Genomic DNA, 16,439 nt, shown 5'->3' with positions numbered 1-16,439 from the left:
TTGGCAGTGTTACGCTTCCTAATAATGTTGAGGCTGAATCATCAAGTACTAGCTTAAACGGACTACAGAAGGAGGAGGATATTAACACCAGTAACGTTTTGCCTGTAAAACATCTTATGTGACTCTCCCTCGTGTTTTCTTACATGCTGAGCAATGGTCTGCTAAAGAGTCTAGATACAGTATAATGCGCTTCCAAGGTACTCTAATATTTTGTAAGGATGCATACGGAATATGGCTCTTAGTTTTATGGTAAATGTGTTTGATGTGCATGAGAATAAGCAGGTTATGCTTAAGAGTGAATACAAGTGTTTTTTTGTCGGCCGCCGGGTAACTGAAAATTTGCCCCTATGTGCCTTCGTAATTAAACTGGGAGCTCTTGAGCATATGCTAACTAGATTTTATCAAGCTTGTGTATATAATAGTGTGAAATATTGTGCAAGTCATTTTGATAATCAAAAATTGGTAGATAGTATGATTATTAAATTGCGTGCTGCAAGTCATTCTCAGTTAATATCTCCATTAACACGACCAAGTACAATTTTCTATAATTATGTAAGTTTTCTCAACATCAAACTACTTATAAGCTGTATCCTAGTAAGTTTTATGTGAACTTACTAGACATGTGTTGTAAATTTGTATGCATGTCAAGTGCAAGTAAGAAATTTGCGAGCTTAGTAGATCTTATAGTATTATCTTGTGTTACGTGTTTTGGACAGATGTATCATGTGATGGTTAAAGCGGAAAGTTTTGTTGGAAAAATCAAGATAGGAAAGGATACAAAAGCTAATTGCAAAAGGACATATAGGAAAAGAGTTACTATTTCGTACTGTAGCCTTTAGTCAGTGCTCTTGCAGTATTAGGAGAGCATTTAGGCATTTATATCACCCAGCGAAGAATCATGTACATGAAATTTCTGGACTCAACATTCCATGGAGTATCATGCGACGATGTCCTAAAGGGTTTTGATGATAAAGTAAACATCATATGGATACAAATTCTATGAATTTTGATCTTATTGTGGCTAATATAGTACGTTATGCAAAAAACGTTTCTGTTAGATAAGAATGCTCTATCTCTTATACGACAAGATATAGACATGTATTATAAAGTGGTAGAAAAGGAATATCTAACAATGGGATATGACTCATCTTGTGATTACCAAAATCTAAGTTAATATTAGATATTTACAAATATATGAACTTGTGAATGTTTTAATAATAATTATTAGAAGGCCTTCCATTATTGATTTTTTATTGCAGTTTACACAATCATATACTGTAGGGAAGAAATGAATGTTTATCTAAAGTTTTTTATAAACGGTATAGCAATATAATAGCTATAAGCATTATAAACATCAAAAATTTACAATGCTTATAGAAGTCTACATCAATGATATGTAGTTTTATTAATGGGGAAGTAGTCAATATGCTGAAAGGAATCCTGTTCATTGGTCAGATGCTACCATGATTTTTTGCATGTGTGGCATCATAATTTTTATAAAATGCTTCACTAATTCTTCTTGCTGATTTTGTGATAATGTTTTTTGCTCTGTATTAAGTGCAGAAGTAATTAAAGGTGTTAATACCTTATTTAGCTCTGGAATTGCTGATTTAACTTCTTTTTTTATACATGCTTTCATTTTTGGATCTATTTTTGTTTTGCATCCTTTTTCAACATAATCCATAGCGCTATCTAAACTTTCATCTAAAGATAATTCTTCATTCATGTGGTTGTACCTAAATTTATGATTAATTTAGATTTTATTCTATATTTATTAATAAAATCATAATTCTTGTTGAGAGGTGACTTTTTTGGTATAGTAATTACATTAATACGAGTCTTAAAAGATCTGCATTGTGTTTTAAGTTTGTTATAAGTGCTTAGTGTTGTTTTATGTAGCAATATTAGATAGAAGCTCTTCCTTATGTTATGAATTGGTAAGTTTTTGTTTTACGAATTTATAAAAATGAATTTTTATTTTTCTGCAATTATGAGGTAACATAAATGTCAAGAGTAGCAATTATTGATTTTGGGTCGCAATTTACGCAATTGCTTGCTAGGAGAGTGAGAGAATTAAATATTTATTCTGAAATTTTTGCACATGATGTAGTATTCGATCGCATAAAAGACAGTAAAGCATTTATTTTGTCTGGAGGGCCTAAGTCAGTCTTTAATTTGACAGAGATACCTAAAATTGTTCATGATATTATTGAATTAAATGAGAGAACTTCTGTTCCAGTGTTGGGAGTATGTTATGGATTACAACTTTTGAGTAATTATTTCAAGTCAACAGTTGTGCAGAGTTATGGTAAGGAATTTGGAAAAGCTACTTTAAATATTGTAAAAGGGTCAGAAATAATAAAAGATGTATGGAAAGTAGGAGAACAGGCTTCCGTGTGGATGAGTCATGCAGATAGTGTGTGTGATGTTCCATATGGATTTGAAGTCATAGCATATAGTGTATTGAATAATACAATTGCGATGATAAGCAATGAAAAAAGAAGAATTTATGGAATGCAGTTTCATCCTGAGGTGTATCATACTCCAGATGGTATAAAGTTACTTGCTAATTTTGTAAAGATAGCAGATTGTAAGAATAGTTGGACAATGGATTCTTTTTTAGATGATCAGCAAAATCTTATAAAGAAACAAGTAGGGAATAAAAAAGTAATAGCTGCGCTTAGTGGTGGTGTAGATTCTAGTGTTGCTGCAGCTCTAACTTATCGAGCAATAGGAGATCAATTGTGTTGTATCTTTATTGATAATGGATTACTGCGTTATAATGAAGCAGAAAAAGTAAGGCAGTTATTTATTGATCAGTTTAAGATTCCTGTAACTATTGTTGATAAATCATCGATATTTTTGAATAGACTTCAGTTTATTACTGATCCAGAACAAAAGCGAAAGATAATAGGAAAAACATTTATCAAAGTGTTTGAAGAGGAAGCGAATAAGATAGGAGAGGTAGAATTTTTAATGCAAGGTACCATATATCCTGATGTTATAGAGTCTGGTGGTCCTGCTGAGAAAGAAAGTGTAACTATCAAATCACATCATAACGTTGGGGGGTTGCCTGATGTAATGAAATTACAACTTGTTGAACCACTAAGATTTCTATTTAAAGATGAAGTTAGATCATTAGGAAAGAAGCTTGGTATATCGAATGAGATATTAAGACGTCATCCATTTCCAGGTCCTGGTTTAGCAATTAGGATAATAGGTGAAGTTACTCAAGAAAAAGTAAGTATGTTACAAGCTGCTGATGAGATATATATCGATCTTATAAAAAAATATAACTTGTACGATATTATATGGCAGGCATTTGCAGTGCTATTACCAGTGAAAACAGTAGGGGTAATGGGTGATAGTAGGACCTACGGTTATACTTGTGCTTTAAGAGCAGTTACTTCTAGTGATGGTATGACTGCAGAATGTTTTCCATTTGAAGTAGATTTGGAAACTAAATTAGTCTTCTATGAGTTTCTTAAGGATGTTAGTAATGCTATTGTAAATAATGTTCAAGGAATTAATAGAGTGGTATATGATACTACATCTAAACCTCCAGCTACAATTGAATGGGAATAGATAATTGAAGAACTTAGAAGTTTAGATATGCTTTTATGTAATAACTCCTAGAGTTGTCTATTATATAGGCGGTTTGCTGATGAGCATGTAAAATTTTATAAGAGAAGCTAAAATGATTTGCTGAAGTTAGTAAATTAGTGAAAAAATTTTAGGTTTGTTAAGGCTAATCATGTTAGAAGTTTATAGTAGTTGTAGGTTTATACTAATTTGAAGAAATTATCTGTGCCATGTTTTATAAATTAAGAAAAGATTAAATCTTATCAGTTTTTAATAGTCAACGTATTTTTATAATATGACAGTTTTATTAATAATTGATGTTGGATTTTCATAGGAGAATGTTAAACGGAAGGAGGAATATATTAATAATAGCTTTGAGGAAATATAATAAAGTGTAGTAGAAAGTTATAGTTGTTAGTGATAGCTTTAAATAGAGTGTGGTTAGAACTCAGTCATATTTTAGGTTATAAGTATTTATATGTGAAATTAGGTTATTTTACGAAAAGTTAAAAATTAGTATTAATAATATTATAAAATTTTATATGTAAGTCCCTTAGAAAAGATAAAGTTTTGAGTTTAATATATACAAATTTGCATTACTTTCTGATAAAATTTAAAGTGTTTGGATTTTTAATATTTATCTGTTTGTGTTATATAAGCAAAGTATACATCATTATTATTAATTTGGGTGGAATTATGATCAAAGAAGCAACATTAGAATTGGATGGGCAAAAGATAAAATTACCAGTGTTGTATGATACTAATGGAGATAAAGCTGTAGATATTACTTCTTTGTATAAAAATACAGGAATATTAACTTATGATCCAGGTTTTATGTCTACTGCTGCTTGTGAATCCAAGATTACGTTTATTGATGGAAATAAAGGTATATTGTGTTATAGAGGACATAACATAGTAGATCTAGTAAATAAAAATAAGAGTTTTGTAGAAATAATATACTTGCTATTTTACGGTGTTTTTCCTAGTGCTGAGGATTTACAAAATTTCACATTACAAATTTCTCAAGAATATATGCCTCCTCAGGTAGTTTATGATGTTATAAAATCGTTTTCACAAGATTCACATCCTATGTCTATATTAATGGCATGTTTCTCTGCCTTAGCATCATATTATCATGATCAAGAAGCTGATAAAGATGAATTAAAGTATGCTAAATTAGCAGTGGCTAAAATTGCAAGTATGGTAGCGCTGATTTATAGATATATAACTAATCAGGATTTCATTACAGCTGATACAAAATTATCTTACAGTAAAAATTTTGTGCATATGATGTTTGATATTTCTTCTTATAAATTCACTCAGGTTGTTGCTAAAGCTTTAGATATTATCTTTATATTACATGCTGATCATGAGCAAAATGCTTCTACCGCTACTGTTAGGTTAGCTGGTTCTTCAGGAGCAGATTTATTTGCTTGTTTAGTAGCAGGAACAGCAACTTTATGGGGTCCAGCTCATGGTGGAGCAAATGAAGCTGTAATTAATATGTTAATGACAATTGAAAAACCAAGTAACGTAAAACAGTTTATTCAAAAAGTGAAAGATGGTAGTAAGACTACGAGATTAATGGGTTTTGGTCATAGAGTATATAAAAATTATGACCCACGGGCTAAAATTATGTGTAAAATTTGTAGAGAGGTATTAAATGATTTAGGTATAGATGATCCATTATTAGAAGTAGCGGTAGAATTAGAAAACATTGCATTACAAGACAGCTATTTTATTGAGCGTAATTTATACCCTAATGTAGATTTTTATTCTGGAATTATTCTAAAAGCTATCGGAATTCCAGTAAGGATGTTTACTACATTATTTGCACTGGCTAGAACGTCTGGTTGGTCTGCTCAATGGTATGAAATGGTGGCAAATAAAAATTATAAGATATGTCGTCCGCGTCAGTTATATACTGGTTATATTTCAAAAATCTAGTTTTTGTGCTATTGTTATTAGATATTTACGCTGGTGTATCAGTATTAATTACGGATTTGGTAGAATGAGTATGTCTTAAAAATTATTATGTATCTATTCAGTACATAACCCTAAATTTAGGAGTGTATGTAATGGAAATATGTGTTAATTATATAAGAGTTATCTTGGGATATGAAATATAGATATGATATCAAAAATTATGTACTATAATTATAATGTTGCATAAGCAGGATTTTAGTATGCTTAACTATGGATAATTATCTAAGATATTGATATTATGTGAATTTGCTAGCAGTGGTTTTATTAGGTCTAATGACGATAATTGTTGATACATTAAATGATATATTCAAAAAGTATAAATTAGATATAGAGAATTGGTTTTCTAGTAAATTTTCTAAGTATAATCCGGTTTTAAATGTTTCGGTTGATTTAAGGATATCTGATTATAAAATTGCTCCTGTAGATACTAACATTTTTCCTGCAGGGTATAATAATTTTACTAAGCAATCACAAAGTTATACTTCTCAATTGTTAAGAGAGTATATAGTTAATCGCATGAATTGTAGTAAGGTTTTAATTGTAGCAGAGAATCATACGAGGAATCTAAAATATATTGATAGTTTGATTACTTTAAGAAATATAGTTGATAATGCAGGTTTTATTGTTGAGGTAGGTGTATGTGATATAAGTCAAAATGTAAAACTTATGTCATCAACTGGACATGTGATAAATTGTTTATATCTTACTAATGATAATGGTATACTTCAAGCTGGATACGGATTCATAGCTGATCTTATTTTGCTTAATAATGATATGACTAGTGGAATTCCTAAAGTACTGCAAAATCTAAAATATCAAAGCATTATGCCATCTTTATTCTTGGGTTGGTTTAATAGAAGTAAATCTAATCATTTTTCTACTTATGAAAAGTTATCTAGAGAGTTTTGTGAGAATTTTAATATTGATCCTTGGTTGATTTCAACATTGTTCTCTAATTGTAGTAATATTTGTTTTTTAAATGGTCAAGGTATTGATAGTATTGCTAGTAAAGTAGATGTAATTATTGATAAAGTACGTGATAAATTTCAATTATATAGTATTAAAGAGCAGCCATACGTGTTTATAAAGGCGGATAATGGTACTTATGGTATGGGAATTGTGGTGGCTTATTGTGGAGATGATGTCTTAACACTCAATAAGAAAAACCGTAATAAAATGAAAAAAATTAAAGATAGTAAGATTGTCAATAATGTAATAATACAAGAAGGTATTACGACTAGAGAAATCTTTAATGGTTATGTGGCTGAACCGTTAGTTTATTTTATAGGTCATACTCCTTCATGCTATTTGTACAGATATCATGCTGTGAAAGATAGATTTTCTAACTTGAATTCTGTAGGTTGTGATTTTGTAGATGTAAGTTATAGACAACAAGACATGTTATGTTGGAATATAATTGGGAAAATAGCTGCTTTAGCTGCAGCAATTGAGATGCATGATATATGTAAGTGTTAATTAATGAAATAAATTAGATATTAAATTACTAATGCTAATAATATTTAATCTTAAGAATATAGCTTGTTGATTAAGTAGATCTGTTTATTAACTGAAAACTGTGTGCGTTGTATAATGATATAATGTATATGTTGCATAATTAACATATAACAAAATTTCTAATGTTTTGAATATCAATTTTATCAAATGCTGTATAGGTAAGGGTGTCTGTATCTGGGCATTAGCCATAGTATCTTGCTTACATATATAAAACAGATAAAAGCCTAAACACTTTAAATCTTATCAGGAGTAATGCAAATTTGGATATATTACATTTAGAATTTCGTCTTTTTTAAGAGGTATAATGTTAATAACACTAGTCCTACTATCTTATTTAGTAATAATCATTGCTGTAAGATAATATTTGAATATCATTTCTTGATTTAGATCTGATTTTTTGCACTGTATTTCTATTTCTACTAATTTTCTTATTATATTGTTAACTTCAGAATGTGAAATTGCAGATATGTGTTTCTTTATTGTAGGGATTGATTTGAAAAATATAGGGGGATGTATAGACTTTAATACCTGGTTTATTGGTTCACCGTTTTTTACGGTTCTTATTAAGTATTCTAACCTTAAAAAATATTTAATAAGAATCCTTATTAAGGCTATTGGGGTGAATTTGTTTTTAAGTAATATGTCAGAGAATTTTGTGAAATTTTCTAGATTTTTTTCTGCAATGGATACACATAGATCTTCTGATACTGGGTCTATTTCTGTCAATAAACTTTCTTGGATATTTTGAGTTGTTAAATTTTTGTCATTCCCTATATATAACATAAGTTTTTCAAGTTCTGGCTGTAGTGCATTGCAGTTTTGTGATAAAACATTGTGTAAGTACTGTAGCGTTATACTGTTGTAGTATATTTTATTTTTCGTTAGAAAATCTGATATTATAAATGTAAGATTATCATTATCGTCTTTATAACATCCTATAGAAGCAGCATTTTGTGAATTATCGTAATATTGTCTTAAGGTGGAATCAGTAGATAATTCTCCAGAAGTTATAATGACATAGTTGTTACCTATATTGTTGTTTAAGATGTGTTTTAGCTCCTGAGAGATAGATTTTTCTCCATTAGCTAGTATAATCAATTTGTTTTCACAGAACATAGATATTGTGGTTAATTCTATAAATAATGTGCTAGGATTTTTATTTACTGTAGGGAAATCAAGATTACTTATAGTAAAATCAGAATTTATATTAACATGATTGATAAATTTTTCTTTATACATGTTAATTTTACCATAATCATTGCCATAGATAAGTATATTGTTCACAGATTGTGGACTGTTAAAAAAGGAATATAATTTTGATGATGTAATTTTCACAGCATTTATTTTACTAGAGTAAACTTAAAGATATCTCAGTAAGGTATGTTTTGACAATCTATTTTAGCAGCATTTTCAAATATAACTTAATGTGCATACTTTTAGGAGTTCAGGTACTACAATGAGTGTAAATCCAATATTTATGTAAAATCTTAAATACGTTGTTTTATGCTTAAATTGATAAATTTTTACATAAATATATAGCATATACAATATTGTTTGTTTACAAAATGTTTATAAATTATTAATTATCAGTAATGTAATTTTGTATTATCATCTTAATGATTGTAAATTAATAATATTATTTTGTCGGTGTAAGATGTGGTTTAAATTTGAATTGATGTTAGCACTACGTTATTTACAATCTAGTAGTAGTGGGTTTTTGTGTTCTATGATTACTATGTTATCTGTAATAGGAATCACACTAGGAGTTGCTACATTAATTATAGTTATGTCTGTCATGAATGGGTTTGGAGAAAAACTGTTGAATTGTGTAGTAGGATTAAATGGTCATATAGCAATTTATTTTAATGATAATATTAATTATGATTATCATGATATCACAAGGTTAATCAAGGAGATTCCTGGAGTGAAAGATGCTGTTTCTATTACTGAGAATCAAGCTATGATTAAGTCTAATAGTAATGTATCCGGAGTGATAGTTCGAGGTATAGAAAAGCAAGATATAGAGCGTAATGATATAATAGCAAACAATATAGTTAGTGGTAGTATTGCTGAATTTAATGATGGTATTGCTATAGGTATAAAATTAGCTGAGATTTTACATGTAAATTATGGAGATAAACTTACTATTATATCATCAGAAAGTATATCTACAGTTATAGGAAACATACCGCGGATGAAAACCTATAAGGTTGTTGCAATATTTGATGTTGGAATGTATGAATACGATAGTACATTAGTATATATGCCTTTACATGCGTCACAGTTATTTTTCCGTTATGATAATAGAGTTAAAAGTATAGAAGTATCAGTTCTTGATATTAATAAGTCATCAGAAATACTGGACATAATAGAAAGTAAAACAAATATGAAGGGTGAAGATTGGAAAATGCAACAAGGCAGTTATTTTCATGCATTGAAAATTGAAAGTAATGTAATGTTTTTTATATTGACTTTAATTATAATAGTTGCAACATTTAATATTATTTCAAGCTTGTCTATATTAGTGCAAGATAAAAAGGCAGCAATTGCTATAATGCGTACATTAGGTGTGACACGTTGTGGTATACTCAGAATATTTTGTATGTGTGGGTTTTTTATAGGGTTTATAGGTACAATATTAGGTTGTATAGTAGGTGTAGTAGTTTCTTTGAACATTGATGAAATTAAAAGTATGTTAGAAAAAATTAGTGATAGTAATATTTTTGATCCTATAATTTACTTTTTTGATACCTTGCCTTCTGTTTTATTAGTAGAGGATGTGGTGAAAATATCATTATTATCGTTATTTCTATCTCTAACTGCAGCTATGCTTCCTGCTAGAAAAGCTGCTTGTCAAGATCCAGCAGATATTTTACGGCATGAATAGTAGGGGTTAATATGGTGATGAGGGCAGTATGGGGATGGTTTTTTATGATTTTGATAGCCACTTCTTGTTCTATATGTGCTGTTTTTTCTTATTTAGATGTAAAAAAAGACCTAGCTGTATTTAGTCAACAGTATAGAGAAGTGATGGAAAATGATGTACGGTCTGTTTTAGTACAGGTAAATCAGAGTTTGCTTAATTCATATTTAAGTAAACAAAAGGAAAATTGTCCCGTGCAACGTATAATTACGTCAGAGAATAATGATATTATAAGCTGTTCTAGTGAAGAATGGCTTGCAAAGCTTTTGTTGTCTGTCATTAATTTAAAAGAGGCATTTTTGGGGGATATATCAGTAAAAAGTATAATCTACTCAATAAAACCTATGTTACTTAAACTTGATGATAATAAAATCAATGAGGCTGTGGCTGAGATTGAAAGATTGGATAGCAAAAAATTGACTACATTCAGTAGATTGAAATTCTCATTCAAAAAAATAGCTCATGAGTTACATTATTTGCGTTCTAATATGGTCCAAAAAGTTTTTTTTAAATGGATTGTAGTAAAAAATCAGCAAGATGTACTGCTTCATAATTTAAAAGAAGTAGAAGGCTATCTTGATGCTAGTCTTTGGAGTGATGCATTAAACTTTTCTAAGAAGGAGTTATCATCTGTTGCAGAACTAGAACTATGGATACAACAGCTAGAAGATATAGTATCTATGGAAAAGAACATATCAGTGATATATGATCAGTTATCAAAATATATAATTAAGTTACCTGGTGTTTCATGATTACAAGCGTTTTAATCTTTGTTGTTGTTGCACTTATTGTAGGATTATGGGGAATAGATTGCGATGGGATTATCAGAATAGATTGGTTGGGCTATGATATTGAAATAAATGTCCTTTTTACATTATTTATCGTTGCTGTTGTTTTCCTTCTTTTAATTCTACTAATGAGGATTATTTTTTGTATTTCTCGATGTGTGTATAGGTATGGAAGGAATTTGCAGAGTAAAAAAATGACCTTATTAGAACAAGGTTATATGTATTTAAATTGTGGAGATATTGAAAGAGCAGAAAAGAATATAATAAAGCTAGGAAATTTTAATCATCCATCTTTATTTTTATTAAAAGGAAGGGTTTGTTTTGATAATAAAAAGTATACATTAGCTGAGAAATATTTCACGCAATTTACAAAGGTTGTTCCGGTTATAGATACATCGTTAGGTGTATACTTGTTGAGTGTTATTATGCAAACACAAGATCAGATCCAACAGCTGAGTTTATTAAGGAAAATGCTGGAAGTTTTTTATAAGCAATCGTGGTCAACTATTTTTAAGTTAGAAATATACCGCATTTCTAGAGATTGGAGTAATGCGATTGAGGAAATGAAGAAGGTAATGAAATTAAGGATAAGTTTACCCTATAATATGCAAGAAATGCTTAGTATATTTTATTATGCTTTAGCAAAACAATATTATGATCTTCAAAAGTATGATGATGGTTTAAAGGTACTTGATAACATTAAGAATTGTTCGCAGTGGTATAGTACTGCTGTTACATTACTTAAAGCTCAGTTTTATATAGATACTGATAGAAAACGTAAAGCAGTGAGTATTCTTGAATACGAATATCGTACTAATCCGCATCCTGATATTGCAAATTTCTATTTAGACATCATGCAACATAATAGTCATGCTGTACATAAGTTATACAGCTTTAATACTGGGTATTACTTTAGTATATATCTTATAGCACAGGATGCTATAAATTTAGGTGAGTATGATGCAGCAATGAAATATTTAAATCATAGTTTCAAGACTCAAACTTATATTTCTTTGTACTTTTTAATGCTGAAACTAAAAGTATTATCACAAGATCATAGTGAACTCTTGTATTGGGTAGATAAAATTACTAAAGATGCTATAGCAGATAAACATTGGAGCTGTGCGAAGTGTAAGTATACTCCTACACGTTGGCATTATGAGTGTGATCATTGTAAAAGTTTTAATACCATAGTTTGGATTTAAGTTATATGGTTATTGAAAATATTGTATTTTTTATAGTATCTTGGTGGGTTATTTTATTTTTAATATTACCTATAAAGGTTAAGGTTTCTGATAATCCAGTAGTTGGTATTGCAAGTAGTGCTCCTGTTAAATCTTATTTGTTTATTAAGTTAATAATTGCAACTGTCACATCAGCATTACTTACTGGCTTATATATTTATTTAAAGATTAAAGGATACATAAATTTTGAATATATATATGATCTAATCACTTTTATATAAAGACATTAGTAGTAAATTTGAACTGTAATCGAAGCTTCAGTTTGTATAATATGTATGTACTGAATTAGTTCAGTTAAGGTGTTACTTGAATGTATAAATGCTAATTTAAAATTGAAATTTATGTCTTAATACATTATAGTATGTTTTATTATTAAATGATATATATCCATTGTTTACAAATCAGTAGAGTATTTTGTAAGTAGTGAGGAAGTGTTATTATTAATTGAGAAATTTTGAATATTTATTAAGTATAATTGCTTAGGAGAATAGCCGGTTATCTTGTTCGTTAAGATATAAAATACTTGACTGGTGCTACTATAATGTATAACATTTTGCTGTTTTGTGTTTCCTTTAAAATCTTATGACTCAATATAGAGGTGGACATTTAGTATCTTGTTATGCTCAAGCATTATTTAGTGTCTCAGATAATGTAGACTCTATTTATAAAAGTGTAAAGTTTGTCATGAATCTTTTTGAGATTTCTAATGATGTCTTTCTATTTTTGTCTAATCCTAGAGTGTTAAGAGAGTACAAGGTAGAGCTTGTTAAAGTAATAGAAGGTTGTGTTGACCCTATATTAGTCAAGTTTATGTTGGTTGTTATTGAAAATAATAGAGGGAATATATTATTGCAAGTTTTTGGTACATTCCTTGATTTAGTAAAAAAACATAATAGAGAAGTGGATATCTCTGTTACTTCATGTGCTTTACTAACAAAGCAAGAAAAAGAGGGTATATGTAATGTATTATTTGAGAAATATGGGAAAGTTGTTAGTATCACAAACAATATAGATCCTAGTATTTTAGGTGGTTTTATTATTAGGGTGAATTTTGACGTGATAGATGTCTCGTTAAATAGTTATTTACAAAGTTTACGAGAACTTAGTAAAATGGCTATACGTAATATAAGTGAAAGTAAGGTATAATAATGAATAATACTATATCTCCAGGTGAAGTGTTAAAAGTTATTAAGGAGCGTATTGAGAATTTTGATAATCAAGTAAAATCTGATAGTGTAGGTGAGGTTATATCTATTAAAGATGGTATAGCTTTGGTATATGGATTAGAAAAAGCGAAATTTGGAGAAGTGATAGTTTTTGCTAATGGTATTACAGGTATGGTATTAGGGTTAGACTGTGATACTGCTAGTATAGTTGTGTTTGGCGATGAAAGAAGCGTTGGGGAAGGTGATACTGCAAAATGTACAGGAAAATTGATGGATGTTCCTGTTGGGCTAAAATTACTAGGAAGAGTAGTTGATGCGTTAGGTAATCCTATTGATGGTCTTGGTAATATTGATAATAATATTAGATTGCCAATAGAAATTAAGGCTCCAGGTATTATTGCAAGACAGTCTGTTACCGAACCTTTGCAGACTGGTATTAAAATTATAGATATGTTAATACCAATAGGACGTGGGCAACGTGAGTTAATTATAGGTGATAGAAAAACAGGAAAAACTGCAATAGCAATTGATACTATTATTAATCAGAAAGCACATAATGATACAGCTTCAGAAAAGGAGAAAGTCTACTGTGTTTATGTTGCAATAGGACAGAAAAATTCTTCTGTTGCAAGAATAGTTGACAGGTTGCGTATAAGTGGAGCTTTAGAATATACAATTGTTGTTGTCGCTGGAGCTTCAGATACTGTATCGTTGCAGTATCTTGCCCCATATGCTGCTTGTGCAATGGGAGAGTTTTTTAGAGATAATGGAATGCACTGCTTAATTGTATATGATGATCTGTCAAAACATGCTGTTGCTTATAGGCAAATGTCTTTATTGTTAAGACGTCCTCCAGGTCGTGAGGCATATCCTGGTGATGTATTTTTCTTGCATTCTAGATTATTAGAAAGAGCAGCTAAAATGTCTGATAAGGAGGGAGGTGGTTCGTTAACTGCTCTACCAATAATTGAAACGCAGGCTGGAGATGTATCTGCTTATGTTCCAACTAATGTGATTTCAATTACTGATGGTCAGATTTTCCTTGAGTCTGAAATTTTTTATAAAGGATTCCGTCCAGCTGTAAATGTTGGGTTATCTGTTTCAAGGGTAGGTTCTGCTGCACAAACCAAATCTGTAAAAAAAGTTTCAGGTTCTGTGAAATTAAGTTTAGCACAGTATAGAGAGTTGGAAGATTTTGCAAAGTTTGGATCTGATATTGATGTACATTCTAAGAAAGTATTAGATAGGGGTAGGAGGATGATGGAATTGTTAAAACAAAAGCAGTATTCTCCGTTATCTGTAGCAGAACAAGTTGCTGTGGTATTTGCTGGTACAAGTGGTTGTTTAGATGGTATTAGCGTAAATGATGTGAGTAAATTTGAAGAAATACTTTTGAAAGAACTTAATGAAAACTATCCAGATATTTTAGGTAGTATATTAAATAATTTTACTGATGATGTAAAAGATTTGTTATTAGATATTATAAGTAAGATTACTTCTAAGTTTTGAGTAGTTCTGTATTATTAGGTATGGCTTATGAATGACTATATGAATGCGAGATTTCCTATTACAAAAAGTGGATTTGAAAAACTTGAACTAGAATTAGAGTCATTAAAACATGAGAGACCTAAGATTATTAAGTCTATTTCCGAAGCACGGGAGTTGGGGGACTTATCTGAAAATGCAGAATATCATGCTGCTCGTGAAAGACAAGGGTTAGTAGAAAGTAAAATAATGGAGTTGGAATCAAAAAAATCTAGGGCTGAAGTTATAGATGTTTCGAGTTTGTCTGGAGATACTGTTATGTTTGGGGCAACTGTGACTATGTCTATATATGATGAACAAACTGGTAATACTGATGAAGTGGTTTATCAGATTGTTGGTGAATATGAAGCTGATATTTCAAGACAAATGATTTCAATAAAATCTCCTTTAGTTGTATCTTTGTTAGGAAAAAAAGAAGGTGATATTGTAGAAGTTAAGACTCCAAAAGGTGATTATAGAATATATAAGATTATAAAGATTGAATTTATATAAAGAAGGTGAGAGGATTAATGGGTATTATTGTATCAGAAAGTTCAAGTTTTATCTCTCCTATAGAGCATATTATTGAAGATGCTAAACAAGGTAAAGTGTTTATTCTAATTGATGATGAGCAGAGGGAAAATGAAGGTGATTTGGTAGTTTTAGCGGAGAAAATAACAAGTGATGTAGTTAATTTTATGATAACTCATGGTAGCGGTATTGTGTGTTTATCTATTACAGAAGATTTCATGTATAAGTTAGGATTAGAATTTATGCCGAGGAGGCATGTTAATGATAATAGTGCATCTTTTGCAACTTCTATAGATGCTCGTTATGGTATTACAACTGGTGTTTCTGCTCGTGATAGAGCCCATACTATACTTACAGTTGTCAGTGAAAATGTTACAAAAGATGATTTTGTAACACCTGGACATATCTTTCCTATTGTATCTAAGAAAGGTGGGGTATTAGAAAGGTCTGGCCATACAGAAGCAAGTGTTGAAATTGCAAAAATTGCAGGATCAGCTCCAATAGCTGTGGTGTGTGAATTAATGAATCCTGATGGAACAATGTCAAGAATGCCTGATATTATAGAGTTTTCTCAGCGTTATAATATTAAAGTTACTAGTATAGATAAACTTATTCAATATGTAAAAGCAAACTGGTAATATTGGGAGTACAATTTTTCTGTGGATATCATAGTTGAAAATCGTAAAGTAAGATTTAATTATTTTATTATTCAGGAATTTGATGCGGGTATTGTATTAGTTGGTAGTGAAGTAAAGTCTTTGCGACAGAGAAAAGTAAGTATAGCTGAAGCGTATGTTACTGAAAGAAATATGGAGTTATGGTTATGTAATCTGCATATTTCAGAGTATAATCAGGCAAGTGCTAGGAATCATAATCCTACTAGGCCTAGGAAGTTGTTATTAAAGAAAAAGCAAATATATAAAATATCTGGAAATATGAAGAATGATGGTTTTACTGTTGTGCCATTGTTCTTATATTTTAATGATAAAGGGCTAGCGAAAGCTAAGATTGTTATTGTAAAAGGCAAGAAGCTCCATGATAAAAGAGAGACTATCAAAACCAGGGATTGGAATAGACAAAAAAGTCGAGTATTACGTGGTGATTAATGTGATATTAAAAATATAAGCGCTTCATACATATGTATGATGTAAAGCTTATTACTCTGAGTTTTTAAAATGGG

Annotated in this window: 18 protein-coding genes; 16 read left to right on the top strand and 2 right to left on the bottom strand. The window is 30.0% G+C overall.

Annotation, left to right across the window (positions count from 1 at the left end):
- Positions 1-231 precede the first annotated feature (231 nt).
- The 4 genes from EHF_RS04235 to EHF_RS04780 all read left to right on the top strand — a co-directional run bounded on the left by EHF_RS04235 (position 232) and on the right by EHF_RS04780 (position 1,174).
- Positions 232-609 carry a DUF3514 domain-containing protein gene (locus EHF_RS04235; protein WP_044195600.1) on the top strand — a complete coding sequence of 126 codons (378 nt, stop codon included), beginning with the start codon at positions 232-234 and terminating at the stop codon, positions 607-609.
- An 11-nt stretch (positions 610-620) separates the two neighbouring features.
- A complete protein-coding gene (locus tag EHF_RS04230; protein ID WP_269493483.1) occupies positions 621-839 on the top strand; it encodes a DUF3514 domain-containing protein in 219 nt (72 codons plus the stop codon).
- Complete coding sequence (locus tag EHF_RS04925) at positions 775-966, top strand: DUF3514 domain-containing protein (protein ID WP_084475755.1); 192 nt, start codon at positions 775-777, stop codon at positions 964-966. Before EHF_RS04230 ends, EHF_RS04925 begins: the two co-directional genes overlap by 65 nt.
- A gap of 70 nt (positions 967-1,036) precedes the next feature.
- On the top strand, positions 1,037-1,174 hold the full coding sequence (locus EHF_RS04780; protein ID WP_156928273.1) for a hypothetical protein: 138 nt from the start codon (positions 1,037-1,039) through the stop codon (positions 1,172-1,174).
- A 270-nt stretch (positions 1,175-1,444) separates the two neighbouring features.
- On the opposite strand, the gene EHF_RS04225 is transcribed toward EHF_RS04780, so the two are convergent.
- Entirely contained in the window at positions 1,445-1,726 is a 282-nt protein-coding gene (locus tag EHF_RS04225; RefSeq protein ID WP_044195594.1) for a hypothetical protein, read from the bottom strand.
- Between the two features lie 278 nt (positions 1,727-2,004).
- Here EHF_RS04225 and guaA point away from each other — a divergent pair, with 278 nt between their 5' ends.
- The 3 genes from guaA (at position 2,005) to gshA (ending at position 7,044) form a co-directional block, all read left to right on the top strand.
- Complete coding sequence (gene guaA / locus EHF_RS04220) at positions 2,005-3,585, top strand: glutamine-hydrolyzing GMP synthase (protein WP_044195592.1); 1,581 nt, start codon at positions 2,005-2,007, stop codon at positions 3,583-3,585.
- Between the two features lie 693 nt (positions 3,586-4,278).
- Positions 4,279-5,529: a citrate synthase gene (locus tag EHF_RS04215; protein WP_044195590.1), complete on the top strand. Its 1,251-nt coding sequence runs from the start codon at positions 4,279-4,281 to the stop codon at positions 5,527-5,529.
- 312 nt (positions 5,530-5,841) lie between these two features.
- On the top strand, positions 5,842-7,044 hold the full coding sequence (gene gshA, locus EHF_RS04210) for a glutamate--cysteine ligase (RefSeq protein ID WP_044195944.1): 1,203 nt from the start codon (positions 5,842-5,844) through the stop codon (positions 7,042-7,044).
- A gap of 369 nt (positions 7,045-7,413) precedes the next feature.
- Here the strand turns inward: gshA and holA are convergent, their stop codons facing one another.
- A complete protein-coding gene (gene holA / locus EHF_RS04205) occupies positions 7,414-8,367 on the bottom strand; it encodes a DNA polymerase III subunit delta (RefSeq protein WP_269493463.1) in 954 nt (317 codons plus the stop codon).
- 370 nt (positions 8,368-8,737) lie between these two features.
- On the opposite strand from holA, the gene EHF_RS04200 reads away from it, so the two are divergent.
- The 9 genes from EHF_RS04200 to smpB all read left to right on the top strand — a co-directional run bounded on the left by EHF_RS04200 (position 8,738) and on the right by smpB (position 16,365).
- A complete protein-coding gene (locus tag EHF_RS04200; RefSeq protein ID WP_044195584.1) occupies positions 8,738-9,970 on the top strand; it encodes a lipoprotein-releasing ABC transporter permease subunit in 1,233 nt (410 codons plus the stop codon).
- Positions 9,971-10,014: 44 nt separating this feature from the next.
- A complete protein-coding gene (locus tag EHF_RS04195) occupies positions 10,015-10,758 on the top strand; it encodes a hypothetical protein (RefSeq protein WP_232228939.1) in 744 nt (247 codons plus the stop codon).
- A complete protein-coding gene (locus EHF_RS04190) occupies positions 10,755-11,999 on the top strand; it encodes a heme biosynthesis HemY N-terminal domain-containing protein (protein WP_044195577.1) in 1,245 nt (414 codons plus the stop codon). Before EHF_RS04195 ends, EHF_RS04190 begins: the two co-directional genes overlap by 4 nt.
- A gap of 5 nt (positions 12,000-12,004) precedes the next feature.
- Entirely contained in the window at positions 12,005-12,259 is a 255-nt protein-coding gene (locus EHF_RS04185; protein ID WP_044195575.1) for a DUF1467 family protein, read from the top strand.
- Positions 12,260-12,620: 361 nt separating this feature from the next.
- On the top strand, positions 12,621-13,184 hold the full coding sequence (gene atpH, locus EHF_RS04180) for an ATP synthase F1 subunit delta (RefSeq protein ID WP_044195572.1): 564 nt from the start codon (positions 12,621-12,623) through the stop codon (positions 13,182-13,184).
- 2 nt (positions 13,185-13,186) lie between these two features.
- Positions 13,187-14,713: a F0F1 ATP synthase subunit alpha gene (gene atpA / locus EHF_RS04175; RefSeq protein ID WP_044195569.1), complete on the top strand. Its 1,527-nt coding sequence runs from the start codon at positions 13,187-13,189 to the stop codon at positions 14,711-14,713.
- Positions 14,714-14,740: 27 nt separating this feature from the next.
- The gene (greA, locus tag EHF_RS04170; protein ID WP_044195567.1) at positions 14,741-15,241 is read left to right on the top strand and encodes a transcription elongation factor GreA; all 501 of its coding nucleotides are present in this window, start codon (positions 14,741-14,743) and stop codon (positions 15,239-15,241) included.
- A 17-nt stretch (positions 15,242-15,258) separates the two neighbouring features.
- Entirely contained in the window at positions 15,259-15,897 is a 639-nt protein-coding gene (gene ribB / locus EHF_RS04165) for a 3,4-dihydroxy-2-butanone-4-phosphate synthase (protein ID WP_044195564.1), read from the top strand.
- Between the two features lie 21 nt (positions 15,898-15,918).
- Positions 15,919-16,365 (top strand): SsrA-binding protein SmpB, encoded by a 447-nt coding sequence (gene smpB / locus EHF_RS04160; RefSeq protein ID WP_044195562.1) that lies wholly within the window; start codon positions 15,919-15,921, stop codon positions 16,363-16,365.
- Positions 16,366-16,439 lie beyond the last annotated feature (74 nt).

The organism is Ehrlichia japonica (assembly GCF_000632845.1).
Lineage (GTDB): Bacteria > Pseudomonadota > Alphaproteobacteria > Rickettsiales > Anaplasmataceae > Ehrlichia > Ehrlichia japonica.
The sequence above is the reverse complement of the archived record's forward strand: the minus strand, read 5'-3'. Positions and strand labels throughout refer to the sequence as shown.

Excerpts from the sequence above, each read along its gene's own strand:
- atpH (WP_044195572.1), top strand. The coding sequence starts at position 12,621 with ATGACTCAATATAGAGGTGGACATTTAGTATCTTGTTATGCTCAAGCA.
- ribB (WP_044195564.1), top strand. The coding sequence starts at position 15,259 with ATGGGTATTATTGTATCAGAAAGTTCAAGTTTTATCTCTCCTATAGAG.
- EHF_RS04200 (WP_044195584.1), top strand. The coding sequence starts at position 8,738 with ATGTGGTTTAAATTTGAATTGATGTTAGCACTACGTTATTTACAATCT.
- greA (WP_044195567.1), top strand. The coding sequence starts at position 14,741 with ATGAATGACTATATGAATGCGAGATTTCCTATTACAAAAAGTGGATTT.
- gshA (WP_044195944.1), top strand. The coding sequence starts at position 5,842 with ATGACGATAATTGTTGATACATTAAATGATATATTCAAAAAGTATAAA.
- EHF_RS04190 (WP_044195577.1), top strand. The coding sequence starts at position 10,755 with ATGATTACAAGCGTTTTAATCTTTGTTGTTGTTGCACTTATTGTAGGA.
- guaA (WP_044195592.1), top strand. The coding sequence starts at position 2,005 with ATGTCAAGAGTAGCAATTATTGATTTTGGGTCGCAATTTACGCAATTG.
- atpA (WP_044195569.1), top strand. The coding sequence starts at position 13,187 with ATGAATAATACTATATCTCCAGGTGAAGTGTTAAAAGTTATTAAGGAG.
- EHF_RS04780 (WP_156928273.1), top strand. The coding sequence starts at position 1,037 with ATGCAAAAAACGTTTCTGTTAGATAAGAATGCTCTATCTCTTATACGA.
- EHF_RS04195 (WP_232228939.1), top strand. The coding sequence starts at position 10,015 with ATGATTTTGATAGCCACTTCTTGTTCTATATGTGCTGTTTTTTCTTAT.
- EHF_RS04225 (WP_044195594.1), bottom strand. The coding sequence starts at position 1,726 with ATGAATGAAGAATTATCTTTAGATGAAAGTTTAGATAGCGCTATGGAT.
- EHF_RS04235 (WP_044195600.1), top strand. The coding sequence starts at position 232 with ATGGCTCTTAGTTTTATGGTAAATGTGTTTGATGTGCATGAGAATAAG.
- EHF_RS04185 (WP_044195575.1), top strand. The coding sequence starts at position 12,005 with ATGGTTATTGAAAATATTGTATTTTTTATAGTATCTTGGTGGGTTATT.
- EHF_RS04230 (WP_269493483.1), top strand. The coding sequence starts at position 621 with ATGTGTTGTAAATTTGTATGCATGTCAAGTGCAAGTAAGAAATTTGCG.
- EHF_RS04215 (WP_044195590.1), top strand. The coding sequence starts at position 4,279 with ATGATCAAAGAAGCAACATTAGAATTGGATGGGCAAAAGATAAAATTA.